Raw genomic sequence first — 24459 nt, 5'->3', positions numbered from 1 at the left:
AAGTAATATGAGGCAACTATATCATGAGAGCGCCTTATAGAGGCTGTTAGAAATGTTACAGACATTTACAATTAATTACTAGCATACTTATTTATTCATGATTTCTCCCAATACTGCTTCAACATGTCCTTTGACCCGAACCTTCCGCCATTCTTTGACCAAAAGGCCTTGCTCATCAATCAGAAAGGTAGAGCGCACAATACCCATAAATTCTTTGCCGTACAGTTTCTTAAGCTGCCAGACTCCGAATAATTGGCTTACCTTATGCTCCTCATCGGAGAGCAGCGGAAACGGCAGACTGTTCCTCTCGATGAACTTCGCGTGGGAAGACAGGCTGTCCGGGCTGATTCCCAGCAGAACTGCATTGCCCCGGGCAATCGGGTCCCCGGCGTCACGGAATTCGCAGGCCTCCTGGGTACAGGCAGGCGTCATATTTTTCGGATAAAAATACAGCACTACCTTGCTGCCCCGGTAATCCCGTAAGCTGATGTTCTGTCCAGTTGAAGCGGGAAGGGTGAAATCCGGCACTTCTTGTCCGACCTTAAGTTCGTTCATTTACTGTTTCGCTCCTTAATAATATGGATGTATATTCCGAAATTGCTTGTATACCTAAAAGAAATTATAATGTAGAGAATGTGAATGGGAAAGGAAGAACGAAATGTCACCAAGAAAGAAACGGCACGCAAAAGCCGGTAAGTCAAAAAAGAAACCGCTGCTCTGGACTCTGGCAATCATACTTCTCCTCATTATCGGCGGGGCAATTTATTATTTTGCTGAGATCTATAATCAAATGGACAATCTGCATAAGACGGGTGAAGACTCACCGTTTGCGGCACTCCCCTCTCCTTCGGCCGATGTTATTCAGCCTCCTAAATGGGAAGGTACCGAGCCGGTCAACATCCTGCTTATGGGTGTCGATGCGCGAGGCGTGAAGAAGGGTGAAGTACCACGCTCCGATACGATGCTGGTCGCCTCGCTTGACCCAGTCAAGAAGAAGTTTTATGTGTTCTCTATCCTCCGTGATACTTATGTTCCTATCCCTGAGCACGGCAAAGAACGTATCAATACGGCGATTACTCATGGACCCAACACGGCAATGCAGACAGTCAGCGATCTGCTCGGCATTCCGATTCAATATTATGTCTACACCGACTTTCAGGGCTTCATCAAGCTGGTGGATGCCGTTGGCGGGATCGATTACGATGTCGAGAAGGACATGGTCTATAAGACCAAAGCCGATGGACCGGAATACGACATTGATCTGAAAAAAGGCTTCCAGCACCTCGACGGCAGTATGGCGCTGCAATATGTGCGTTTCCGTCATGATGCTACCTCCGACTTCACCCGGACGGAGCGCCAGCGGGGCTTCCTTAAGGCGGTTGCAGACAAAGTAATAAGCACCACATCCATTATCAAGCTTCCCAATATCCTGTCTCAGGTTACCCCTTACATTGATACCAACCTGGATGTGAATGATATGTGGAAGCTGGCTACCGTGGGCTATGACAGCTCCATGGGCGGCAGCGTACAGATTCCCCCAATGGAGCTGCTTACTGAAGAAAAAACCAGCGGCGGTTCTGCGGTCATCGGCATCAGCAGCGAAGACAAGCTGAAGCAGTTCATTCAAGATACGCTGACTGGTCCTGAGCCGTCCCCATCGCCTTCTGCTTCACCGGGCAGCAGCCCTTCGGCAAGCGCCGGGAGCAAATAAGGCACTCCATTTCAGAGATATTCGTAAATAAACCTATGCTTGGCATTAGGGCGGGCGAACAGCGGATGAATCCGGCGGTTCGCCCTTTCCCTTGTGCCACTACTATTGAAAGGATGATGAACCATGAACCGTACCACATCTGAACATTTGTATGAGGAAGCCCTGCAGCATATTGTCGGAGGCGTCAACAGCCCCTCCCGTTCCTTCAAAGCTGTAGGCGGCGGCGCTCCCGTCTTCATGAAACGTGCCGGCGGCTCCCGCTTCTGGGACGAAGACGGCAATGAATACATAGATTATCTGGCCGCCTACGGACCGATTATTACCGGACATGCCCATCCCCATATTACAGCAGCTATTACAAAGGCTGCAGAAAACGGGCTGCTGTACGGAACCCCCACGCAGCTCGAAATCAAGCTGGCCAAGATGCTGAAAGAAGCCATCCCTTCGATGGACAAAGTCCGCTTTGTCAACTCTGGCACTGAGGCCGTCATGACCACAATCCGTGTCGCCCGCGCGTACACGAAGCGCAGCAAGATTGTCAAATTCGCCGGCTGCTACCACGGTCATTCTGATCTTGTTCTGGTAGCCGCTGGTTCGGGTCCATCCACTCTCGGTATTCCCGACAGCGCCGGAGTACCTGCAAGCATCGCCCAGGAGGTCATTACCGTTCCCTTCAATGATCTGGACGCACTACGCGAAGCGCTGGATAAATGGGGCAAGGATGTCGCAGCGGTCATGGTAGAGCCGATTGTCGGCAATTTCGGCATGGTTATGCCGCAGCCGGGCTTCCTCGAAGGGCTCTGCAAGCAGGCTCACGACAATGGCTCCCTCGTAATTTACGATGAAGTCATCACCGCTTTCCGTTTCCATTACGGTTCTACCCAGACCTATGCAGGACTCGATCATCATGAGGATATCATTCCTGACCTGACCGCACTGGGCAAAATTATCGGAGGCGGCCTGCCGATCGGCGCTTACGGCGGCCGCAAGCATGTCATGGAGCAGGTTGCCCCGCTCGGCCCGGCCTACCAGGCCGGAACAATGGCAGGCAATCCGGCCTCAATCTCCGCAGGCATTGCCTGCCTGGAGGTGCTTGCAGCCGAAGGCGTGTATGACGAGATGGAACGGCTGGCGATCCGTTTGACGGAAGGGCTTCAGGCTTCCGCTGACCGCCATGGCATCCCGCTGACCATTAACCGGATCCGCGGCTCATTCTCCACTCATTTCTGCAGCCACCCGGTGACCAATTACGATGAAGCGCAGGATACAGACGGCGAACTGTTCGCCAGCTTCTTCCGTCACATGCTGAACCGCGGCATCAACCTGGCCCCGTCCAAGTATGAAGCCTGGTTCCTGACCACGGCTCATACCGATGCCGACATTGACCTCACTCTCGAAGCGGCAGACGCTTCGTTCCAGGCCATGGCGGCGGAGAAATAATACAGTCCTTGCAGGCAACAGCCTCAGCTGCGCTGAAGCTCATTAAATACAAACAGACCCACTGCGGATATAAGCGCAGTGGGCTGTTTTTTGCGTTACCGCACAGCTAGTGAAAGTCAAACGGATTCTCCCGTTTAACCTCTCCTCTCATGGGGTGCTCCTACTGCGGCCGTAAACAAATACTCCTGCAATGGATAAGGTGATTACCAGCCGAAGGAGAAAAGCCATATTGGATGCCGCCATCGATACAACGATATAGCTGACTACAATAGCCTTCTCCGCCATGAGATGCTTTTTAAATGTCCCGTTTCGTATCCTGTACAGGAAAACTCCGACAATTACGAGAGCCAGCACGGTAAAAGTAACCGTCAGTATGTCTATGTTTATATCCATATAAGCTCCCTTTTGCCGTCTCATTCTGAATAACCACTCTCCCGGAGGAAAGCGGTTTAAACCGGCTTATCTGTTGCTCTTCTGCTCATAAAGACTACGGATATTCACGCCTTGGGGAAGCTTAAACGGATTCTCCTGATTGATCCGGTCATAGAACATAATCCCGTCCAGATGGTCAATTTCATGTTGAACTACAATGGCCTGATAGCCCCTGAATTTCATAACGACTTCCTTGCCGCTCATATTATATCCCTTGACCTTTATGGAGTCGTATCTCGGCACAAAGCCATGCACCGGGCGGTCCACGGACAGGCAGCCCTCGCTCTCCGGCAGATATACCATCGCCACCGAGTGGCTGATGATCTTGGGATTCACCCAAGCCTGCTCCACCATGTTGCCCTTCTCATCCCTCAGGTACATTACGAACATCCGCTTCAGCAGTCCGATCTGGTTGGCCGACAACCCGACACCCGAACGCAGCTTGTATTTGGCGGATACTTCTGGATCCTGGCTGTTCTTCAAGAACTGCATCATGCACTGCAGCGCCTCTTGATCCTCGGCCTGCAAGGGCAGCTGTACAGGTTCAGCTACCGTGCGCAGCACGGGCTCCCCCTCTCGCACAATATCATCCATGGTAATCATATATTCTGCATTATATTTTGCACTAGACAACAACATTCATCCACCTTTTATGCCGTACGGGCTGAATTTATATTTATCTTTATATTTATCTTTAGTTTATGTGTATTTATGGATTTATGGATTTATGAAAGCCGTCCGCAGCTTGCTGCTGTAATTCACATCGAAGCCGAGGCCGGTGGCGAGTGCGGCAAGCGGCAGATAGGTTTTATCCTCCTGGCCTACCTTTTGCAGAAACGCTGGCGTATCAACGGTTACAGCTGCCCCGTTCACCTTGATCGTTTTGGAGCCGATGGTAATCACAACGGTTCTTCCACCGTACACAATGCTCGCACTCTGGGTTTTGTTGTCCCATTTGCCGTTGGCACCCACAGCATTCAGAATATCCTTAAGCGCCAGGAAGTTCTGGCCGTTCTTCAGAATAGGCTTATTCGGCGTATTCAGCTCCACTCCCTTCACCACAATCGACATAGGTGCCGATGCGGCTGTCCAGACGGGGACGGATGGCGTACGGTACTCTCCCCAATAGGACTCGGCAAAAACCCGGGCGATGGTTTCATATCCCAGCTGGGTTGGATGAAAATCCGCTGCTCCCGCGCCAATGATATGGGTCAGCGAAGCTTCCACACCTGCGAACTTCTCCGCCACATGAGCCACTTTTACCGGAGCACCCGGCTGGTTCATGCTGGACGCTACACCCTCTGCTGCCAAAGTGAACTGTTGCGCAGCGCTCATCAGCTTCAGGTAGGAGCTGCTCACGGCAATCTTAGGCGCCGGCTGATACTGATCAGCCAGCAGAATGGTGGCCTGCGGATTAACCGTGCGGATATTCTCCAGAGCTGTCTTCACATTGGTGCTGTAGCTTGCCAAAAGCTGATCCAGCTCAGCCTTGAACGCCTCTTCTGTCAGATCTTTGGCCGTAAGCAGCAGGCTGCTGACATCATTTCCGCCGATCGTCAGCGTGATCAGATCCGCCTCACCAAGCTCTGTTTTGATCTGTGGTGTGAGTGCGGCAAATTGTTGAATCCGCGGGTCCGGAAGTCCAGGCTGTATCCCGTCGGCAGTTGTAACAGCTCCATCTTTAATAGCCGCGGTATAATTCAGCAGCCCCGTAGTGGTAAGTCCCAGGATACCATAGTTGCTAAGAGCGCTTCTGCCATGATACCAGCCTTGCTCCAGCAGACGTTCCGCATATCCGTAAGGCTTCACATTCGGATCGGTCATTCCCGGCTCATAGCCGGCAGTGATGGAATCCCCCAAAGCTACGATGCGAAAAACATCCGGCTCCGCCCCCTGTGTTACTGTTGCTTCAGCTGCACTAGCAGACCCCGCTCCTGCACTGATCAATAACGTGAACAGCAGCAGGCTGCTTGTGCCAGCCGTGTACACTTTTTTCCATATGTTCAGCATCGTATCCCTCCCAAATTGGTATAATTCCATTCTAACACCCAGTCCGCCTATGCAAAAGAGCGTCTTCCCGATATCGGGAAGACGCTCTGGCATGTATCTATTATTGCTTCATATCATCGGTGTCTATTAAGGCATTACCTTTCTCCGTACGCTTCAGATATTTATCATATCTGTCATCCAGCTCATGGCCGAATTTGCGGTAGCGCAGCGTTTCTTCCACAATCGGATCAAGTGTGGTCTGAATACGAATCTCATACTTGGGTGAGATCTGGCGGATTTCCTTGGCGGTCCGGTCTGTCTCCTCCATCTCGCCATCCTCCAGCATTTCACTCAGCTTGCGCTCCAGATCGTCCTTCTCGCTCATGCTTCCCGCCGCCTCCTACTTCTTATATCCCGTTGCCTTAGCTTCTTCCAGCGAACCCACAAGGAAATCATGGATTCGGCCATTGCTTGCCACCACATGACGTGTACCGATGTCATAGGGATTGCCCTGCGTATCCGTCACCTTGCCGCCGGACTCCAATACCAGAAGCACACCTGCTGCACAGTCCCACGGACTTAAGCCGACTTCCCAATAACCATCCACCCGGCCCGCTGCCACATAAGCCAGATGCAGAGCGGCAGACCCGCCTGCACGAACGCCGCGGATCTGCGGCAGAATCTGCTGCAGCCCGGCCATGTTGGCGGGCTGGGCAAAGAGACGGTCTGGAGGGAAGCCCATGGCTACCAGGCTGCTTCCCGGGTCTGATTCAGCAGAAACGGAGGTAGGTATACCGTGCATATAAGCGCCTTTGCCCTTCTCCGCGACAAACATTTCATCCCGGATAGGGTCATAGATGACCCCCACTGTCAGCTCTCCCTTGACTACCAGGGCTATCGAAACACAATAAAAGGGAAAGCCATGTACGAAGTTAGTCGTTCCGTCTATCGGGTCAACAATCCATAAATACTCATGCTTCAGCCCTTCTTCCAGGGCTGCGGTCAAAGCGTCTGCCCCAGGCAGAACGCTCTCTTCCCCGAGAATGGCATGGTCGGGATAATGGGTCAGGATCAGCCGGCGTATCATCTGTTCCACACCTTTGTCGACTTCTGTAACCAGATCCTGGGCCGACGTCTTGCTGCCCAGCTCCTTCACATGACCCTGTCTGTTCTTGATCCATTCCCCCGCTTTGGCAGCGGCGTTGATGGCTGCAGCCGTATGCCCCTTACTGGTAACTACGTAGGGCTCGCGGTCATTCCGGTTATCAGGATTTGTAGGATTCATATCTTCACTCCGCTTTCTTGAACATAATTGTTCTCATATGTAAAGACATATGTTCGCTCTTTGGGATCAGACTTACATCCGTCAATTGGCCAGGCCAGGTGTTCCCGGCGCTGACCTTCTTCTTGCTTAAGTTTCATTCAACGTACCCTATTTCAAGGGACTTATCAAGTCATACCTTGCCCCGTTTCCCGCCTCTAGCCCCGGGTTATGCGGGGTTTATGGTTCAATATTAACGCTGGCTCCATCTAATACCTTTATTCCGTTCCCGGATTCAGCCAGCTCCTTCAGGGCTTCCATCAGATCGAACAGCGCCCCGTCCTTGGCTTTTGCTTCAATCATCGCATCCACGGCCGGAGTATCCGCAGCGATGCGCTTCAGAAAAGCCAGAAGAGGTGCGGGCTCGACACCATCAGCATGGCTTCTAGGGTCCGAAGGGCTGCGCGGGCTGGAGACATGGATCTTCGGGGGCAGCCACTCACCGGGGAGCGTACCCCTCTGTGCCAGTGGTGTCTGCCAGGTCTTCAGAATCTCCGGCCACAGCTCCCAGGGAAGCTCGCCTTCATTATTCACCCATTGATGATGGATATCGAGAACCATCGGCAGCCCCAGCCTCCGGCTGACCTCAAGGGTCTCCGGCGCGGTGAATGTCTTGTCATCATTCTCCAGTGTGATCCGCTCCTGCAATACTTGCGGCAATACCGCAAATTGCTCTACGAAGCGTGCAGCCGCCGCAGGCTTGTCCCCGTAAGCGCCGCCGATATGAATGTTGTTCTTCGCGGTTGCGGGAAGGCCCATGGCATTCAGCATATCCACATGATGCTGCAGATCGCGGATGGAGCTGGCCAGCACCTCGGGCCGGGGAGTACTCAGAACCGTAAAATGGTCGGGATGAAAAGAAACCCGCAGTCCGTGTTTTTTCAAGTAGCTGCCTACTTCGGCAAAATCAGGAGTGAGTGCGGCAAAAGGATTCCAATCCTGCATGTCGGGATGTGTAGCCAGCGGAATCAGTTTGGAGGTCAGGCGGTATACCTGGATATCCGAGCCGACATTATGTTTCAGCAGACGCAGGGTATTGTGGAGATTCCCGCGGGCGATAGTTTCCAGCCGCCGGATTCCGGCCTCCCGGTCACTTAGCTTGTTAAAGCTTGCCATGGTCATGGTTTTGGAGGGCGAGCAGTCCGGAATGACTGTGGACATAGCTACATAGCCAAACCGGACAATCATCCTTCTTCCCCAAAAAACATCTCATACGCCAGTGCCGTCTGTATCCTCGATTCTTCGTCATTCAGCTTGCGTACCAGATCCATCTCCACAGCGGTAACCTCATTGCCCTGAAAATTAATTTCCGCGATGGACGCGGAAATTTTGACAATGGCTACCGCCACATTCTCAGGTGTGTAGGCGATAACCTTCTGACCGGTCGGATACACGCGGAAGCCCTGTTTAACCATTTTGGTGCGGCCGTATTCCAGCAGTTCGTACAGCTCCTGCTCATTCTTGAACTTGCACACGGAATTGAATTCGGATTGAAATCCCATCCTGTTCCTCTCCTTCCCGGCCGGAATCACCCCGCCGCTCGCAAAATGTTATTCGTTGTCGTACTTCAGGTTCTGCTTGAAATGGTAACGCTCCAGCGCCAGCTCAATCATGCGGTCCAGCAGCGCCTGATAGGATACCCCCGTCTCGCGCCACAGTAGCGGATACATGCTAAACGGTGTGAAGCCGGGCATCGTATTCACTTCATTTATGAGAATTTTTCCGTCTGATTTGCGGAGGAAGAAGTCGGCCCGGGTAATGCCGCTGCCCTCTATGGCCCGGAAGGCCTGAATGGCGGATTCCCGCAGGCGGTCTGCAACCTCAGAGTCCACAGGTGCCGGAATCAGCATCTGCGATTTGCCGTCGGTGTATTTTGCCGCGTAATCATAATATTCACCAGAAGAGACGATTTCACCCGGAACCGAAGCCTCAGGCTCCTCATTGCCGAGCACACTGACTTCAACCTCACGCGCATCGACGAACTCTTCAATAATGACTTTGGTATCGTAACGGAACGCAAAATCGACCGCCTTGATCAGGCTTTCCTTGTCCACGGCTTTGGAAATGCCCACACTGGAGCCCAGATTGGCCGGCTTGACGAATACCGGATACCCCAGCTTATCTTCCAGGCCGATGATCAGCTCATGGCTTTTGCGTTTCCATGAACTGATATTGAAATAGCAATATTCGCACTGATCCAGCCCGGCTTCCCCGAACAGCTTCTTCATCACGACTTTATCCATACCTGCAGAAGATGCCAGCACGCCTGCACCGATATACGGGATATTAGCCATTTCGAACAAGCCCTGAATCGTTCCGTCCTCCCCGTTGGTACCATGCAGCAGCGGGAACATCACATCAATCACCTGGCTGCCGCCGGTCAGACCGCTGAATACTGCATTTAACGCCATGCCCATATCCCCGGCTTCGCCGCCCAGCTTCAACTGCTCAATAGCGCCAAAAGGTGCGTCCAGCACCGCTCCGACCTTCCAGAGCCCCTGCTTCGAAATATAAAAAGGAATAATCTCATATTTAACGTAGTCAAAAGCATTCATAACCGCAAAGGCCGTCTGCAGCGATACCTCGTGCTCCCCGGATTTGCCGCCGTACACCAGTCCTACGGTTAATTTTGTGTCACTCATGCCCTAACCTCTTTCTGATTTATAAGTAGTCATTAATATGAAAAAAACGGTAGGCTGTTCTGTCAGTCCATGCATAGGAATCGCGATAATCCCAAAAGCGGTGCCGGCTGCTGACTGTCCGCGCATTCACCAGCGGCTGTCCCGCTGCGTCAAAAGCGGTAACAATCGTGCTGTGCTGATAATGGCCGTTACCGTCCCAATCGTACTGGATAACATCCCCGAGCATCAGCTGATCTGCCCGTTCCACCGCCTCGGCCCGTAGTCCGCTGCTCCGGACTGCACTTAAATAGCGCTGCAGACTGTCCGACACCGCCCAACTGAAGCTCCACCATTCCTGCGCGCCGTTATAGCCTTTGTACCACCAGCCCGTTTCTCTTTTACCAGTATAGTTGATAGGCGCCCCCCCTGCAAAGAGACATTGGGACACATAATTAGTGCAGTCCACATCAAATACCTCGAACTCCGGATTGCCGTCCTTCCACCACCGGTCGGCATAAGCGGCTGCCTCTTCCCGGCGGTAGCGCACTTCTTTGCCGCTGGCAATGCTGCGGAGTATACTCTTGTTAAGCAATGGCTGCGACGGCTGGGGCACGGGGAGCACCTCGCCCCATTTGGATAGCCGAAGCAGAGGCTCCGGTCCTATCACTTTGCGCATTGAATTCCGCTCAGGCACGCTGCGCTCCACAGCGGTAATCTCCCAGGCGCCCCCTTCACTCACAAAAGTCAGCCGCTCCGTTTCAATGACATCCTCACGGTGCGTGATGCCGCCCTTCTCGTAATAGAGTGCACTGTGCAGTGCTACATCCGCAACCACCTCGGACGGGTTCTGCCGGACCGTCCGCAATGTGCGGACGCCTGTCTCCGAACGAAGCGGTGTTATGCCCCGCCGCTTGTACCACTGCGCCAGACGCCGGGAGCGCTCTCCCTGCTCCAGCAGAAACCGCGGGTCCCTGACCGCACTGCTGCGCGGCTGGTCAACTCCCGGGGCCACACGACCTTTATTCACTTGATCTACGTACACGTAGAGGCTTTTCTTCCACTTCTGTTCCATTCCATTCCCCGCCCTTCATCCCTGTTTGGCTGCTGCTCTATGTATATGAGGAAAACCTCGCAGCTATACAGCTAGAAAAAAGAAGAAACACTTTTGGTTTATGGGATGACGGGACAACGGGCTCTCATTTACGCGATGAAGGGCGAAGGGTATCTTAAATTAGCAATCCCCTTATTTTCCAGGGACCAAACCTCACATCCCATTGAATAATCCGGGCCTTTCTGCGGCAAAAAATACTTTACTCGCACTTATGTAACCGTTATACTTATGATACACGAAATATTGAAATGTAGTTTCATCAGATGAAACAAGGAGGCGCATATATGCCAAGCAAGGACCACTTTTCGCTGGCCCGCACCCTGGAGTCAGGCGGCAAAAGCTATCGCTACTATCATCTTAACTCCCTGGAAGAGCAAGGCGCAGGGGCTATTTCCTCCCTGCCGTTTTCCATCAAAGTATTGCTTGAGGCCGCTGTCCGCCAATATGACGGACGGGCGATTACCGAAGAACATGTGAAGCAGTTGGCGGATTGGTCTGGCGATATCGACCGCAATAAGGAAATCCCCTTCATCCCGGCCCGGATCGTGCTGCAGGATTTTACCGGCGTACCGGTGGTTGTCGATCTGGCCGCCATGCGTGACACCGTAAAGAAAGCCGGCGGCGACCCGAAAAAGATCAATCCGCTCGTACCGGTTGACCTGGTCATTGACCATTCGGTTATGGTTGATGCTTTTGGCACCGCAGACGCGCTTGAATACAATATGAACGTAGAATTCGAACGCAATGAAGAACGCTACCGGTTCCTGCGCTGGGCGCAGACCGCCTTCAACAATTTCCGCGCGGTTCCACCGGCAACCGGTATTGTGCATCAGGTTAACCTGGAGTATCTGGCCTCCGTGGCAACCACCAAGACTGTGGACGGCGAAACCGTCGTCTATCCGGACTCCCTGGTAGGCACCGATTCTCATACGACGATGATCAACGGTCTCGGTGTTGTAGGCTGGGGTGTAGGCGGCATCGAGGCGGAAGCCGGCATGCTGGGGCAGCCTCTTTATTTTGTAACACCGGATGTGGTGGGCTTCAAGCTTACCGGCAGTCTGGTAGAAGGAGCTACAGCAACCGATCTGGCGCTGACCGTCACCCAGATGCTGCGCAAAAAAGGCGTAGTCGGCAAATTTGTTGAATTCTACGGACCGGGCCTGGCCAACATCAGCCTGGCAGACCGCGCGACCGTAGCCAATATGGCTCCGGAATATGGGGCAACCATCGGTTTCTTCCCTGTGGACGAAGAGACGCTTGCCTACCTGCGCAGCACCGGCCGTCCGGATGAGCTTGTGGAGCTGGTTGGGGATTATTACAAGGCACAGGGTATGTTCCGTACCTCCGAAACGCCGGACCCGCTGTTCAGTGATTTCATTGAGCTAGACTTAGCTTCAGTGGTTCCGAGTCTTGCCGGACCGAAACGTCCGCAGGACCGGGTGGAGCTGACACACATGAAAGAAAACTTCGAAGGTATTATCCGCACTCCGGTCGACAAAGGCGGTTATGGCCTGAGCGACGAGAAAATAAACGAAGTAGTGGAAGTGCAGCATAAGAACGGCACGAGCAGCAAGCTAAGCACAGGGGCGGTTGTGATTGCAGCCATTACGAGCTGTACCAACACCTCCAACCCAAGTGTAATGCTGGGAGCCGGCCTGCTGGCCAAGAAGGCGGTAGAGCGCGGATTGACCAAACCGGGATACGTAAAAAGCAGCCTCACGCCAGGCTCGCTGGTCGTTACCGAATACCTGGAAAAGGCTAATCTGCTGAAGCCTCTGGAAGCACTGGGCTTCTATCTGGCCGGTTACGGCTGCGCCACCTGTATCGGCAACTCCGGCCCGCTGCCGGATGAAGTCAGCCAGGCGATCACAGACCATGATATGACGGTAGCTGCCGTAATATCCGGGAACCGGAACTTTGAAGGCCGCGTGCATGCTCAGGTCAAAGCCAATTACCTGGCCTCCCCGCCGCTTGTCGTAGCCTATGCACTGGCAGGCACAGTTAACATTGATCTGAAAACCGAGCCGCTGGGCTATGATCCGCAAGGCGAGCCTGTCTTCCTTGCTGATATCTGGCCAACTTCTGCAGAAATCCGTGAAGCCATCGCCCTCTCCCTGAGTCCGGAGATGTTCCGCCGGAAATACGAGAATGTATTCACGGCCAATGAGCGCTGGAACTCGATTCCGGTACCGGAAGGCGAGCTGTATGAATGGGACGACAACTCAACGTACATCCAGAATCCGCCATTCTTTGAGCATTTGGCAGACGGTGTCGGTGATATCGAGAACATCCGCAATGCCCGGGTGCTTGCACTGCTTGCTGATTCCGTAACCACTGACCACATCTCGCCAGCGGGTAATATCTCCAACTCTGGTCCTGCCGGTGAATATCTGCGGAGCCATGGCGTGGACCGAGCCGACTTCAACTCCTACGGATCGCGCCGCGGGAACCATGAAGTGATGATGCGCGGCACGTTCGCAAACATCCGTATCCGCAATGCGGTTGCTCCGGGAACGGAAGGCGGAGTCACCACCTTCCTGCCAAGCGAAGAAGTGATGTCGATCTATGATGCGTCCATGCTGTACCAATCCGCAGGACAGAATCTGATCGTCATCGCCGGCAAGGAATACGGTACCGGTAGCTCCCGCGACTGGGCAGCCAAGGGCACACTCCTGCTGGGCGTCAAAGCCGTTATCGCCGAAAGCTTCGAGCGGATTCACCGCAGCAATCTCGTCGGCATGGGCGTGCTTCCGCTGCAATTCCAGGAAGGTCATGGCTGGAGCAGCCTGGGGCTGACCGGACGCGAGACCTTCAACATCACCGGACTTGGCAACGATGTACTGCCTGGTCAAGAGCTGACTGTCACCGCTACCCGTGAAGACGGCACCCAGTTCGAATTCCCGGTCATTGCCCGTCTCGATAGTACCGTGGACATTGACTACTACCGCAATGGCGGGATTCTGCAGACCGTGCTCCGCCAGATGCTGGCCGATGCCACCACTTCAGATTCAGCGCTTCCGGTGGAATAAATCTTTCGCGGAAGACCGGCTGCCTGCGTTTCGCATGGGATGCCGGTCTTCTCCGATCACAAAACAGCCTCCAACCTCTCCCTGCGGGAGGATTGAAGGCTGTTTTGTTTTGAGAACCATTACACTTGGATGGAGGAGGCTTCCAACCTCTATATCTCAATCCGCTCCGAATTTAGAATCCTTTTATAGATAAGAGCAATAATCTGCGAGCGGTCGCTTACGTTCATTTTATCAAAGATACGGCTCAAATGGTTCTTGACGGTATGTTCGCTAATGAACAACGCCGCAGCAATATCCTTATTCGTCTTGCCGAGAATAATCAGCTCAAGCACCTCTTCTTCACGGGGCGAGATCCCCCATTCCTCCTTCGGTGACTTGAGGGACGTATTATTGAGGAGCTTAACAGGCGAGACTGGCTGCATATGACGCTGTTCCCCGGACCGGCTGAGCAGAAAGGACTGAAACGCCACCCGCGGCTCCGCATCAATTACTGCTTTTACATTGATGTCCAAATGAAATCTTGAAGAAACGATCCCTTTCTCCCGGTTGTCTTTCAGCGTCTCTGCCTGCTCCTGTTTGCCTGCATGATGCAGCACAAGCGCCAGCAACTGGGCCTCAAAGGACAGCATGGGTTTCTCAATTTCAAAATAAAAAGCGGACAATTGATCTACCTGGTTCAGCAGCGATACTTCTTGAATGTAGAAATCATATTCCATTAGTACCTCTAGCGGAAAAGGTGCCAGCTTACAAGCAAGTTTCAGCCGCTCGGACTCTTTCTCCGGCAGGCCTGCATAACGGGCAAAATCATAAGCCATATTTGAGGCTTCCAGCGAAATGCGCTGCAGCTCCGGATGATGATATTGCAGATTTTGGAGGAGGTTATTCAAAAAGGTCTCCGCTTGCTTTGCATATCTGCTGTCCTTCTCCAGAAGACGGATAGCCGTCGTAGCCAGAGTGGCAATACACTCCATAAAGGCCCGCCATTCCTGTGCTTCAATTCGTTTGCGGAATCCGATGGACAATATCCCTTTGTATACATTTTCCGCGATTAACGGGCATTCCAGCAAGAACCGTTCGCCTGAGGTCTCATGGATGACAGAGCCAGAGAGAAAAGCTTGGGGGGAATACCGCATCTTCAGATCCTTCACGTAGAACGGCTCTTCTGCTTCCGGCCAGCCTCTGGCGTAATATGTACTCTGATCAGCTGTTGGGTTCTGAAAAAAGACAAGGACAGATGCAGGGGAAAAGGGCATGCTCATTACAGTATCAATCAGTTGGCTGCCGAGCTCCTTATGGGAGGCTGCCAGCGGCAGCAGCCGCACAGCTTCTTTAAGAATGAGGGTTCCTTCTTTGCGCAGCTCTTCCCGTCGTATCAGCTTCTGCCCTCTATCGGAAATCCCCAGTAATGAGGCTACACACTGCTCCTGAGGGTCGTAGTTCTGTATATGTTCACTTTTACCGAAGCCAACTGTCAGCAGCAGCGCTCTTCTGCCGCCATAGATCATAACAGGGTAGCAGGATAAATATTCCGGCTGCGGAAGACCGCGCTGCGTGAAGAACAGTGACCTCGGGTCCATCGCGCTCGTTCTCCAGTGCCGTGGCTCCTTGCCTAGTGCAGCCTGTCCCAGGAATCCGTCACCTTGCTGGAATGCGGCATTCATTAGCTGGTCCGATCCTTTGCCGGCGGCATACTTCACCTGAAATTCTCCAGCCTCATTCTCTTTGGCAAAAGCATATAAATCCCCAGCCGAGGGGGTGGCCGCCAATTGCTGCAGTACCTCTTCAACCTTGAGATAACCCTTCTCCAGATTCATTAAGAGCCCGGAGATCATATCTCCGAAGCCTTGCGTGGCATTGCCACCCGCACAACCGGACAACAACTTGCTTAGGATACGGCCAAGCACGGCGATCTTGTCCCGTACTTCAGCAATTCGCTCCCGGCTGAGCTCAGGCAGGGCAAGCAGCTCCTTACATAAATGCTCATAGACCGGGTGATTCTTCATTTTCGCTTCAAATGCAGGCATTACCAGCGCTTTGGTGCCCTCTTGCATATAGATGCCCGACCATAAATAATAGACCTGTCCATAACCGGGGAACAACGGGATGATGGCATATTTCAATCCGGGAATCCATTCCTCCAGAATTACAGGATGCGACAAAGGACCCAATCTCCGCAGGGTAGGCTTGAAAGGGTTGTCTATATTCTGGAGTGAAGTCAAAATGACCTCATAAAACATTCCTGGAGCTACCGGACGAGTAAAGACGTTGCCCTCCTGATCTGTTAGTACGATAGCCTGCCCAGTAATCCTGCTGAATGATTCCTGGAGCTGCTCCATCTCCTCCATTAATGAATCGGGTACTACAGTTGCCATCCTATCACCCCATGCCCCGGAATTAACCACAATATCCTATAGATAATGACTGTACAATTACCTTCACTTACTAATTACCCCCTAAATCGACTATATAACGGAACTTGGGTGCTTTAACCCATCATCAGACCCATTTCAGCAGCTTTTTCGGCCAAAATCACGGCATAATCCTCCAGCGTCTCGCGGGAAAGGCGGCTGACGGGTCCCGACAGGGAGAGCGCAGCGACCACATTCCCCGCCCTTCCGGTAATGGGCACCGCTACCGCTGCTGCACCCGGCTCCCGTTCCTCGAAGCTTGTTGCATAACCCCGGCGTGTAATTTCCTGCAATTGCTCTAAATACGTACTTCTATCCACAGCCTCCGGCCAGTTCGGGTCGGCCAGCAGGCGGGCCTGTACCTCATGCGGAGCGTAGGCTGCAAGCACCTTGCTCGAAGCACCGACCGAGAGCGGGAGTCTCGCACCAATCTGTGCGACCCGGCGGATCGCCTGCCTGCTCTGCACCGCCTGGATGCGCACACGTTCCAGATCGTCGCGCAGATACAGGCTGACCGTCTCTCCCAGCGAGTCGCGCAGCTTCTCCATGGCTGGAAGCAGCAGCGCCGCCGGTTCATCCAGTGTCGGCAGATGCGTGGACAGCTCCCAGATGCGGATGCCCAGGCGGTACTTCTCCGTGGCCTCAATACGCAGAAGAAATCCCTTATCCTCAAGCGTAGTCAGCAGCCGGTGCACTGTGCTTTTGTGCAGGCTGATTCTGGAGGCAATTTCCGTCAGACTCAGATCACTTTCCTGTGTAAAGCACAGCAATATATCCAACGCACGTTCTACCGCGCGTACAGTCAGCTTTCGGTCTTCCACAGCACTCTCTCCTTCAACTGTTTCACCAAATGAAACCCGGTTACATTATTTAAGATATCCATTCTATCTTAGAGCAAATGCCCCGGGAAAGTCCAGCAGTTTCAGTGAGCGGAAAAGTCTGGGCGGCACTTTACAGTTAGATTACAAAAGCGGCGAATTCATTGACTTTGTAAGGTCATAATCATACGATTAAATATATGAATTATATAGCCTGCAGCAGAGAATGAACAGCACAATTTCTCACGCACACATTCTTTTTTTTAGTTGCAAATTACGGACCACTATAGGAGGGGACCTCATGGACTTAGCAACTACGCATACCGGTACACCGGTCTCCCGTATGCCGGGTGAGCGCACACCAAGTGCTGCACCCAAGCTTTCTTTGCGGATGATTCGCGTTAAACATATTGTCGTTGCTTTGCTTTTGTCCGTTTTTTTCTTTTTTGTCTTCTGTTTCATCGCCTTGCATGGCTATATCGCCTGGGTGCTGTCCAACCCGACCGTAGCCCCGCTCTACTCCAATCCTTCATTGGCCAAGGGACTGGATTATAAGGATATCACCTTTCCGGCGCTGGATGGCAGCCGCATGATGCAAGGCTGGTACATTCCTTCGAAGGGCTCGACCAAGACTATTGTGTTCAGTCATGGATATGGTGCCAACCGCGAGGAAACCTGGGTACCGATGTACGATCTGGCACACTATGCGCACAGCCTGAATTTCAACGTTGTCATGTTCGACTACGGTTTCGCTTCCAAGACCAACAAGGATATCGCCACCGGCGGCAAAAAAGAATCCAAGCAGCTCCTTGGAGCTATAAAGTACGCCAAGGAGCATGGCGCCAAAGAGATTGTAGTCTGGGGCTTCTCGATGGGAGCTGGTACCGCGCTTCAGGCAGGACTCGTCACCAAGGATGTCGATGCCATGATTCTGGACAGCACCTTCCTGCTTGAGCCGGATACGCTGTACCATAACATCAAGCACAATATCGACCTCCCCCGCCAGCCCTCTCTGGAGATTATGGAGCTATTATTCCCAGTGCTGAACGGTACAGGATTGAATCAAATCCCCTATTCCAAGGTCAAGGCGGAGGATTACCCGTTCCCTACACTGTTCCTGCATGGCACCAAAGATGACAAGGCGCCGTATCCGATTGCTGAAGAACTTGCGGCGAACCAAAGCAACCCTTACTCGGATTCCTGGATCGTGCAGGACAGCCATCATGAGCTGCTGTTCCGTGAGCACCCCCGTGAATATCTGCGGCGTGTGTCCGCTTTTCTGGGCAACGTGCAGCTGGCCAAAGCCCAGTAGAACAGACGTATATGTTTCACCGTGTCGTAACATTTAAGCAGGTTCTGAAACGGCTCAATCGCCTTTTCGTGAACCTGTTTTTTATATGCGCGGAAGCTGAATCTTAATTGTGTTCATCATAAGGAATTCTGAGTAAAACTTGAGTTCCTTCTCCGAAGATGCTGTTAATCGTAAGTCCATACTGTTCGCCGTACATTACAACTGCCCGGTCATTTACATTTTTAAGTCCGTATCCTTTAGATTGAGATTTAAGCAATAGAGCAAGCCGCTCCTGCTCTACTCCGATTCCATTGTCAGTTATCAGAAAAACTATACTTTGACCATCTTTTTTGCCTGAGAGATGAATGATTCCACCACCGTCTTCCCGGTTTTCAATTCCATGAATGATCGCATTTTCGATTAAAGGCTGGAGCATTAAATTGGGCATACGGCAGGAAAGAATGGAGTCATCAATCTGATAATCTATCTCGAAACTGTTGCTGTGCATAATCAACTGGATATTAATATAGGACTGAACATTAAGAATTTCGTCTGAAACCAATATCAGATTCTCGCCCTTATTGAGCGTAGTACGGTAAAAGGTAGATAATAGCTGTGCCATTTCACTAATATCCGTCGCATGTATTCGAAGCGCTCTCCAGTTTATTAATGACAGGGAATTGTATAGAAAATGAGGATTGATTTGCGCCTGCAGAGCTTTCATTTCGTATTCCTTGCGTGCAATTTCTCCCACATACACAGTATCAATTAGCGTCTTGGTTCTTCCTAACATACTTCCAAACCCTCGGATCAGATCTCCAATTTCATCTTTAGAATCGCTAAAAACTTTAATCTCTAAATTCCCTTCTCCTATAAGTTTCATATTTTTGTGCAGGCGGTGAATAGGCAGCATAATTTTCCGGGAAAAGAGTGTGCCAGCCATAACGACAGCAGCGATGCAGGCGGCAATCATCAACAGGACAGTCAAAGCAATCCACCATGCGGAGTTGGTAATCAGGCTTGTCGGCTTATACAAATATACTTTCCAGCCTGTAATCGGGATCGAAGATTGAAGGACGGTGTAGTTCTTACCACTCCAATGAAACTCATCAGCTGTCTTATCGGAAATGGGGATGACTGAATTTTTACGGTCTGCTCCCGAGGAATAAATAGAATCTCCATTGGAGTCCATTATCATTATCTCCGCTCCATGAGATTCGAGGGGTTCAAACGTTTTAAACAGTGCATCATAGTCTACTAGTGCAAACAGAATATTATCTTTGGGATTTTCCTGTTTTGTGCTGAGGAGACGCCGGGCACTATATACACTTTTCCCGCTGGAAAACCAAAGAACATCAACCGACTTCATTACAGGCGGGTACCATGAGGCTTCTTTGATTTCATCGATAGGTCTTACTGTGTTTCCATGTGGAGGCAGATTAGTTCCGGTATACAGGATAATTTGTTCTACCCCGGTGTTTAAGTAACGCGCTGTAAAGAAATTCTGATCGATTACGTTATTTAACTGGTCATACATTTCATACGCACTGGTATATGTGGTGTTGGCGGCATTCAAAATCTCCTGGTTGAAGCTCAGAAAGTTCATTACTTTATTGTAGACATCCATCTGGTTGTTTACAGACAGGACGCTTTGTTTTAACGTGGCATTCAGATCGGCTTTTGACTGCTGCACTAAGAGCGATCTGGTTTCTGAGAAGCAAAAACTTCCGAGAACAATAACAGGAATCATGCTGACCAGTAAAAATGAAAGCTTTATTTTTGTTTGAAATCTAAAGTCTCCGATTTTCTGTTTAAGGGCCTTCCACGTTTGCATGCCGTTCCTCCCGGGCTGGGGTTATTTCTGATTGTACTGCCGGAATTTCTCAGGTGTCTGCCCAAAAAAATCTCTAAAATTCTGACAGAAATAAGAAACGTTTTGAAACCCCACTGTATAACAAATATCTGAAACCTTAAGATGTGTTTGCTGCAGCATGTCCTTCGCTATATTCATACGGACATTTTTAATATACTTGTTCAATCCGCATCCCGTATTTTTTTTGAAAATGGAGCTTAAATAATGGGGTGATAAATGTATCTTTGCAGCAAGAAGATCCAAACTCAAATCCTCGCCATAATGATCCTCGATGTACTGCTTTACGGCGGCAATATCCCGGTTTAAAAATTCGGAACTGTTATCCTCCTGATCAAGAAGAGCAATCCCGGCAATTATAATCTCTTTTATTTCCTTTAATTCTTCGGACTTATATATTTTTTCGATTCCATAGCTCAATTCAATTTCAGATACAGGTGCAGAATAGGTCATAATCTCCTGATACAAAGAAGAGAACATATACTTGACATATAATTGTGAAAACTGAGCCTGATTCGCATATTTTTGATACAAAAGATCTGTATTTGCTCTAAGACTGAAAATGTCCCTTTCCTTCAAATTATTTCTGATGTGATTTAAAAGATCGCCATCTGATAACCCGGGAAGCATGTCATTAGAAAAGTAAAAATCTTTCTTCACTTCACATACAAAAAAATCCGGTGAGAAGAACCGGTATTCCATCAGTTGATCTAATCGAATCAAAGCGGCGGAAAGATCCTCCAGCACCGTGATTTCATCATTGATAGCGAGGTAGCAATGTACTTTGTAGTTATCTAGTATACTATCATGCAAAAACGTGCCTAAATCATGGAAAGAACCAGGGGAACCTGCCGGCAGATGGGGAAATAACAGCAAGCTCTGACAGCCATTCAAATTCACATAATCAACAGGGTCCTTCAGTAAAGACAAGATAAACTCCTCAAACTCCGGTCCGGCATTTTCAAAAAAGTTCTTGTCAAATTCCAGCAAAAACATTCCATGATAATGATCCGGAAGCTCGAAGGATATCTCCTTCATCGAAGAAGGTATTCCCAGGCCGTTAACAAGATTAAAAAGCACATGCTTTTTGACATACTCAAGTTTAATTTGCGAAGCGATGTTTTCCTGTTTCTGATCTGTTAGCTGAGCAATTACTTTTTGCATGGTATTCTGGAAAGCTTCAACATTGATCGGCTTGAGAAGATATTCAGAAACACCAAGGGAGATGGCGGTTTTTGCATATTCAAATTCAGCGAACCCGCTGAAAAGAATAACCTTTAATTTGGGGTTAAGAATTAAAGCTTCTGTGGTAAGCTGCAAGCCATCCATCAAGGGCATCCGAACATCAGTAAAGAGGATATCAACAGGATTTTGCTCCAGATACTCGAGAGCCTTTCGGCCGTTCTCTGCCGTCTCTATATGGAGGACAAACCCCAGTTCATCAATGAGAAATTCAATGCCTTCCCGTTCTTCCCTTTGGTCATCTGCTATTAGTATCGTTAACATCCCGGACGCCCTCTCCATACGCAGTAATCCACTTGTGTCCCTAATCATGTATAGTGTACCATGTTTTAATTGAGCTTTTCAGCAAGCAAAACGCTTTGCTTCAAGTATGTTATTTATTTGTGTAAAACGTAATTTATTTGTATTTACGCTCAAAAGTAAAGGGCTCTACAATAAAGAAGCCAAATTAATTCTGGTTTCAAAGCAAGCCGGCGCTTTGAATCCGTTATCTCTAGCCTATTGACTCAACGTATTTATTTAAGGGGGTTCTTATATGTCATCCAAGCTCACAAAGTCTTGCACTATTTTATTGACAGCGCTTTTAGCCGTGTCAGTCGCAGGCTGCCAAAGTTCCAATAATTCCAATGACTCGGCTAAAAACCCTGCGGCAAATTCAAATGATCCCGCGTGGAAGAAAGCCCAGACGACTCCTTTTACCCCGTATCCTGAAACCGTTACCTACACCATAGGACAGGTGGCCTCCAACTTCTCTGCGCTTGCGGGAACGCCGTATGAAAAGGATAATGCAACCGATAATGTGTGGACCAGATATATCAAAGAAAAACTCAACGTGCAAAACAAAGTTGCATTTGAAGCAAATGACGGCACGGACTATAACCAAAAGGTTTCAATGGCCATTGTAGGCGGTACGATTCCTGATATCATGGTTGTCCCTGACCTCTCTACTCTGCAGCAGCTTTATGAAAACGATCTTATTGCGGATATGACAGATGCTTATAATCAATGCGCCAGCGACCAAATTAAGGAGATTTATGACTCCTATAAGGGCCGTGTTCTGGATACCGCAAGGTTTGACGGAAAACTGATGGCGCTGCCGACTACGGAAATTTCACACGGCCCAGGGGTCCTCTGGCTGCGCAAAGACTGGATGGATAAACTGGGACTCGCAGATCCCAAAACGATGGATGATGTGGAGAATATCATCACCCAGTTCGTTGAAAAAGACCCTGGCGGCAATGGAGCGGGAAACACGGTTGGTCTTGTGGTCGACAATGAAAATACCGCTGGTGTTTCCGGCGGCCAGTATGAATTGAACAACATCTTTACGCTGTATGGCGCATTCCCGAAACAATGGATGGATGATGGGAGCGGCAAGGCAGTGTATGGTTCCGTGCAGCCCCAAATGAAGCCGGCCCTTGCAAAGCTGGCGGATATGTACAAAAAAGGCTTGATCGACCGGCAGTTTGCCGTACGCACATCCGACGACCGGAAGGCGCTGCTTACCGGCGGAAAAAGCGGATCGTTCATGGACAATTGGTGGGGAAGCTGGACGGTAGCGGATTCGATTAAGCTGAATCCAAATGCCAAGTGGGCTTCTTATGTGGCTCCGCAGTCGGAGGATGGTTCAGTTACGATGTTCACCGGCAACCCTTCAAGCAGTTACCTTGTGGTCCGGAAAGGGTTCGAGCATCCGGAAGCCGCTATAAAGATCGCCAGCCTTCAGTTTGATTATCAGCGTTATCAGGAAAAAGATGCAGCGGTCCTGAAGAAATTTGAGGACTATGCCAGCTATAACGTAGGGGGATCTCCGATTGCTATAAATATCGATTACTATGATGCATTTTACCGTAATGTCGGGATTATGGAAGAAGCGCTGAAGACAGGGGATAGCAGCAAACTGCTCACCAGCAACGATATAAACGCCTACCGCTCATACAAGAAGTATCTGGATAACATAAAAAATGGGGAGAAACTGGATTCGAATGGATGGGCCGGATATACCTCGAGCATCACGACGGCCAACCTGGTCAAGAATTCAAAGATCAAGGAAGTAAACCCTGTATTTTTCGGAACAACACCTTCCATGGCACTGAAGTGGCCCACACTGACGAAGATGGAGCTGGAAATGTTTTTGAAGATCATTACCGGTGAGCAATCTCCTGACGCTTTTGATAGCTTTGTCAGCAGTTGGAAAAAAACAGGCGGCGATACGATTACGAACGAAGTCAATAAAGAAATCACCTCCAAATGATAGAAAGAGATGATTCTAAATGAACAATAAAAAAGATCAGGCGGCGTTCCACCTTATGCTCGCACCAAGTATAGTATTTTTGATTATCTTCTCGTTTATTCCAATGTTCGGTATCGTGATGGCTTTTCAAAATTACATCCCCGCTAAAGGGATGAGTGGATCAGCTTGGGTAGGACTTGATAATTTCAAATTTATGTTTCAAATTCCCGACAGTAAGCAAATATTAATCAATACTATAGTCATTGCCTTATGGAAAATTTTAATAGGGACTTTGGTTTCCATTGTGTTCGCCTTACTGTTAAACGAAATTCGCGTACGATTTGTCAAAAAGTTCATGCAGACCGTTGTTTATCTGCCGAATTTTCTGTCCTGGGCCGTACTGGCTACTGTCGTTATGAATATTTTTTCATACGAAGGTCCGGTTAACGCATTTTTGGGATGGTTTGGCATTGATCCGGTTTTGTTTATGGCCAGCAACCACTGGTTCAGACCTATGCTGGTATTAACAGATGTCTGGAAAGGGTTTGGATATGGCTCTATCATCTATCTGGCCTCCCTGACGGCCATTGATCCGGGACTTTATGAAGCGTCATCCATTGACGGCGCCAACCGGTTTAAACAGCTGTGGTATGTGACGCTGCCCGGCCTGATGCCAACCATCCTGCTGGTTACCACTTTAAATCTGCCCAACGTGCTCAATGCCGGGTTTGACCAGATTTTCAATCTATATAATCCGTTGGTGTATGCAACGTCCGATATTATTGACACCTATGTATACCGGGTGGGTCTGGTACAGAGACAATACAGCCTGGGAACAGCGATAGGGCTACTGCGGTCGGTTGTCGGAATTGTTCTCATCCTATCCGCCAATAAACTGGCACAGAAGCTTACCGATTACAGAATCTTCTGAACAAGGAGGTGT

20 protein-coding genes are annotated in these 24459 nt (G+C 50.3%); 6 read left to right on the top strand and 14 right to left on the bottom strand.

The window, feature by feature from the left end; genetic code table 11:
• Positions 1-87 precede the first annotated feature (87 nt).
• Positions 88-555, bottom strand: coding sequence for a thioredoxin-dependent thiol peroxidase (bcp, locus tag A3848_RS21300; protein ID WP_074086847.1), 468 nt, complete (start codon positions 553-555; stop codon positions 88-90).
• Between the two features lie 103 nt (positions 556-658).
• Between bcp and A3848_RS21295 the strand changes: the two genes are divergently transcribed.
• Together A3848_RS21295 and A3848_RS21290 are read left to right on the top strand one after the other, a co-directional pair.
• Complete coding sequence (locus A3848_RS21295; protein WP_074086846.1) at positions 659-1711, top strand: LCP family protein; 1053 nt, start codon at positions 659-661, stop codon at positions 1709-1711.
• 123 nt (positions 1712-1834) lie between these two features.
• A complete protein-coding gene (locus A3848_RS21290) occupies positions 1835-3151 on the top strand; it encodes a glutamate-1-semialdehyde 2,1-aminomutase (protein ID WP_074086845.1) in 1317 nt (438 codons plus the stop codon).
• Positions 3152-3298: 147 nt separating this feature from the next.
• On the opposite strand, the gene A3848_RS21285 is transcribed toward A3848_RS21290, so the two are convergent.
• The 9 genes from A3848_RS21285 to A3848_RS21245 all read right to left on the bottom strand — a co-directional run bounded on the left by A3848_RS21285 (position 3299) and on the right by A3848_RS21245 (position 10586).
• Entirely contained in the window at positions 3299-3544 is a 246-nt protein-coding gene (locus tag A3848_RS21285) for a hypothetical protein (protein WP_143192439.1), read from the bottom strand.
• A gap of 66 nt (positions 3545-3610) precedes the next feature.
• The gene (def, locus tag A3848_RS21280) at positions 3611-4186 is read right to left on the bottom strand and encodes a peptide deformylase (RefSeq protein WP_244169737.1); all 576 of its coding nucleotides are present in this window, start codon (positions 4184-4186) and stop codon (positions 3611-3613) included.
• A 114-nt stretch (positions 4187-4300) separates the two neighbouring features.
• Positions 4301-5593 carry a stalk domain-containing protein gene (locus tag A3848_RS21275; protein WP_074086842.1) on the bottom strand — a complete coding sequence of 431 codons (1293 nt, stop codon included), beginning with the start codon at positions 5591-5593 and terminating at the stop codon, positions 4301-4303.
• 100 nt (positions 5594-5693) lie between these two features.
• The gene (locus A3848_RS21270) at positions 5694-5957 is read right to left on the bottom strand and encodes a hypothetical protein (RefSeq protein WP_074086841.1); all 264 of its coding nucleotides are present in this window, start codon (positions 5955-5957) and stop codon (positions 5694-5696) included.
• 15 nt (positions 5958-5972) lie between these two features.
• The gene (locus A3848_RS21265) at positions 5973-6857 is read right to left on the bottom strand and encodes an inositol monophosphatase family protein (protein ID WP_074086840.1); all 885 of its coding nucleotides are present in this window, start codon (positions 6855-6857) and stop codon (positions 5973-5975) included.
• Positions 6858-7073: 216 nt separating this feature from the next.
• Positions 7074-8081: a UV DNA damage repair endonuclease UvsE gene (uvsE, locus tag A3848_RS21260; RefSeq protein ID WP_074086839.1), complete on the bottom strand. Its 1008-nt coding sequence runs from the start codon at positions 8079-8081 to the stop codon at positions 7074-7076.
• Complete coding sequence (locus A3848_RS21255) at positions 8078-8395, bottom strand: hypothetical protein (protein WP_074086838.1); 318 nt, start codon at positions 8393-8395, stop codon at positions 8078-8080. The genes uvsE and A3848_RS21255 overlap by 4 nt, the downstream gene beginning before the upstream one ends.
• A gap of 48 nt (positions 8396-8443) precedes the next feature.
• Positions 8444-9535: a D-alanine--D-alanine ligase gene (locus tag A3848_RS21250; protein ID WP_074086837.1), complete on the bottom strand. Its 1092-nt coding sequence runs from the start codon at positions 9533-9535 to the stop codon at positions 8444-8446.
• 19 nt (positions 9536-9554) lie between these two features.
• On the bottom strand, positions 9555-10586 hold the full coding sequence (locus A3848_RS21245) for an amidase domain-containing protein (RefSeq protein ID WP_074086836.1): 1032 nt from the start codon (positions 10584-10586) through the stop codon (positions 9555-9557).
• 323 nt (positions 10587-10909) lie between these two features.
• Here A3848_RS21245 and acnA point away from each other — a divergent pair, with 323 nt between their 5' ends.
• Positions 10910-13654: an aconitate hydratase AcnA gene (gene acnA / locus A3848_RS21240; RefSeq protein WP_074086835.1), complete on the top strand. Its 2745-nt coding sequence runs from the start codon at positions 10910-10912 to the stop codon at positions 13652-13654.
• 149 nt (positions 13655-13803) lie between these two features.
• On the opposite strand, the gene A3848_RS33330 is transcribed toward acnA, so the two are convergent.
• Both A3848_RS33330 and A3848_RS21230 read right to left on the bottom strand, forming a co-directional pair.
• Positions 13804-16026, bottom strand: coding sequence for a helix-turn-helix transcriptional regulator (locus A3848_RS33330; RefSeq protein ID WP_074086834.1), 2223 nt, complete (start codon positions 16024-16026; stop codon positions 13804-13806).
• Positions 16027-16139: 113 nt separating this feature from the next.
• Entirely contained in the window at positions 16140-16883 is a 744-nt protein-coding gene (locus tag A3848_RS21230; protein ID WP_074086833.1) for an IclR family transcriptional regulator, read from the bottom strand.
• Between the two features lie 340 nt (positions 16884-17223).
• Here A3848_RS21230 and A3848_RS21225 point away from each other — a divergent pair, with 340 nt between their 5' ends.
• Positions 17224-18192, top strand: coding sequence for an alpha/beta hydrolase (locus A3848_RS21225; protein ID WP_074086897.1), 969 nt, complete (start codon positions 17224-17226; stop codon positions 18190-18192).
• 103 nt (positions 18193-18295) lie between these two features.
• Here the strand turns inward: A3848_RS21225 and A3848_RS21220 are convergent, their stop codons facing one another.
• Entirely contained in the window at positions 18296-20005 is a 1710-nt protein-coding gene (locus A3848_RS21220) for a sensor histidine kinase (RefSeq protein WP_074086832.1), read from the bottom strand.
• A gap of 21 nt (positions 20006-20026) precedes the next feature.
• Positions 20027-21547: a response regulator transcription factor gene (locus A3848_RS21215; RefSeq protein WP_074086831.1), complete on the bottom strand. Its 1521-nt coding sequence runs from the start codon at positions 21545-21547 to the stop codon at positions 20027-20029.
• Between the two features lie 271 nt (positions 21548-21818).
• Here A3848_RS21215 and A3848_RS21210 point away from each other — a divergent pair, with 271 nt between their 5' ends.
• Both A3848_RS21210 and A3848_RS21205 read left to right on the top strand, forming a co-directional pair.
• Positions 21819-23537, top strand: coding sequence for a type 2 periplasmic-binding domain-containing protein (locus A3848_RS21210; protein ID WP_074086830.1), 1719 nt, complete (start codon positions 21819-21821; stop codon positions 23535-23537).
• 19 nt (positions 23538-23556) lie between these two features.
• A complete protein-coding gene (locus A3848_RS21205; protein WP_074086829.1) occupies positions 23557-24447 on the top strand; it encodes an ABC transporter permease in 891 nt (296 codons plus the stop codon).
• Positions 24448-24459: the final 12 nt, after the last annotated feature.

Source organism: Paenibacillus sp. P32E (assembly GCF_001909085.1).
Classification (GTDB): domain Bacteria; phylum Bacillota; class Bacilli; order Paenibacillales; family Paenibacillaceae; genus Paenibacillus_AQ; species Paenibacillus_AQ helianthi.
This window is presented reverse-complemented; position numbering and strand designations above follow the sequence as displayed.

Excerpts from the sequence above, each read along its gene's own strand:
- bcp (WP_074086847.1), bottom strand. The coding sequence starts at position 555 with ATGAACGAACTTAAGGTCGGACAAGAAGTGCCGGATTTCACCCTTCCC.
- A3848_RS21295 (WP_074086846.1), top strand. The coding sequence starts at position 659 with ATGTCACCAAGAAAGAAACGGCACGCAAAAGCCGGTAAGTCAAAAAAG.
- A3848_RS21290 (WP_074086845.1), top strand. The coding sequence starts at position 1,835 with ATGAACCGTACCACATCTGAACATTTGTATGAGGAAGCCCTGCAGCAT.
- A3848_RS21285 (WP_143192439.1), bottom strand. The coding sequence starts at position 3,544 with ATGGATATAAACATAGACATACTGACGGTTACTTTTACCGTGCTGGCT.
- def (WP_244169737.1), bottom strand. The coding sequence starts at position 4,186 with ATGATTACCATGGATGATATTGTGCGAGAGGGGGAGCCCGTGCTGCGC.
- A3848_RS21275 (WP_074086842.1), bottom strand. The coding sequence starts at position 5,593 with ATGCTGAACATATGGAAAAAAGTGTACACGGCTGGCACAAGCAGCCTG.
- A3848_RS21270 (WP_074086841.1), bottom strand. The coding sequence starts at position 5,957 with ATGAGCGAGAAGGACGATCTGGAGCGCAAGCTGAGTGAAATGCTGGAG.
- A3848_RS21265 (WP_074086840.1), bottom strand. The coding sequence starts at position 6,857 with ATGAATCCTACAAATCCTGATAACCGGAATGACCGCGAGCCCTACGTA.
- uvsE (WP_074086839.1), bottom strand. The coding sequence starts at position 8,081 with ATGATTGTCCGGTTTGGCTATGTAGCTATGTCCACAGTCATTCCGGAC.
- A3848_RS21255 (WP_074086838.1), bottom strand. The coding sequence starts at position 8,395 with ATGGGATTTCAATCCGAATTCAATTCCGTGTGCAAGTTCAAGAATGAG.
- A3848_RS21250 (WP_074086837.1), bottom strand. The coding sequence starts at position 9,535 with ATGAGTGACACAAAATTAACCGTAGGACTGGTGTACGGCGGCAAATCC.
- A3848_RS21245 (WP_074086836.1), bottom strand. The coding sequence starts at position 10,586 with ATGGAACAGAAGTGGAAGAAAAGCCTCTACGTGTACGTAGATCAAGTG.
- acnA (WP_074086835.1), top strand. The coding sequence starts at position 10,910 with ATGCCAAGCAAGGACCACTTTTCGCTGGCCCGCACCCTGGAGTCAGGC.
- A3848_RS33330 (WP_074086834.1), bottom strand. The coding sequence starts at position 16,026 with ATGGCAACTGTAGTACCCGATTCATTAATGGAGGAGATGGAGCAGCTC.
- A3848_RS21225 (WP_074086897.1), top strand. The coding sequence starts at position 17,224 with ATGCCGGGTGAGCGCACACCAAGTGCTGCACCCAAGCTTTCTTTGCGG.
- A3848_RS21220 (WP_074086832.1), bottom strand. The coding sequence starts at position 20,005 with ATGCAAACGTGGAAGGCCCTTAAACAGAAAATCGGAGACTTTAGATTT.
- A3848_RS21215 (WP_074086831.1), bottom strand. The coding sequence starts at position 21,547 with ATGTTAACGATACTAATAGCAGATGACCAAAGGGAAGAACGGGAAGGC.
- A3848_RS21210 (WP_074086830.1), top strand. The coding sequence starts at position 21,819 with ATGTCATCCAAGCTCACAAAGTCTTGCACTATTTTATTGACAGCGCTT.
- A3848_RS21205 (WP_074086829.1), top strand. The coding sequence starts at position 23,557 with ATGAACAATAAAAAAGATCAGGCGGCGTTCCACCTTATGCTCGCACCA.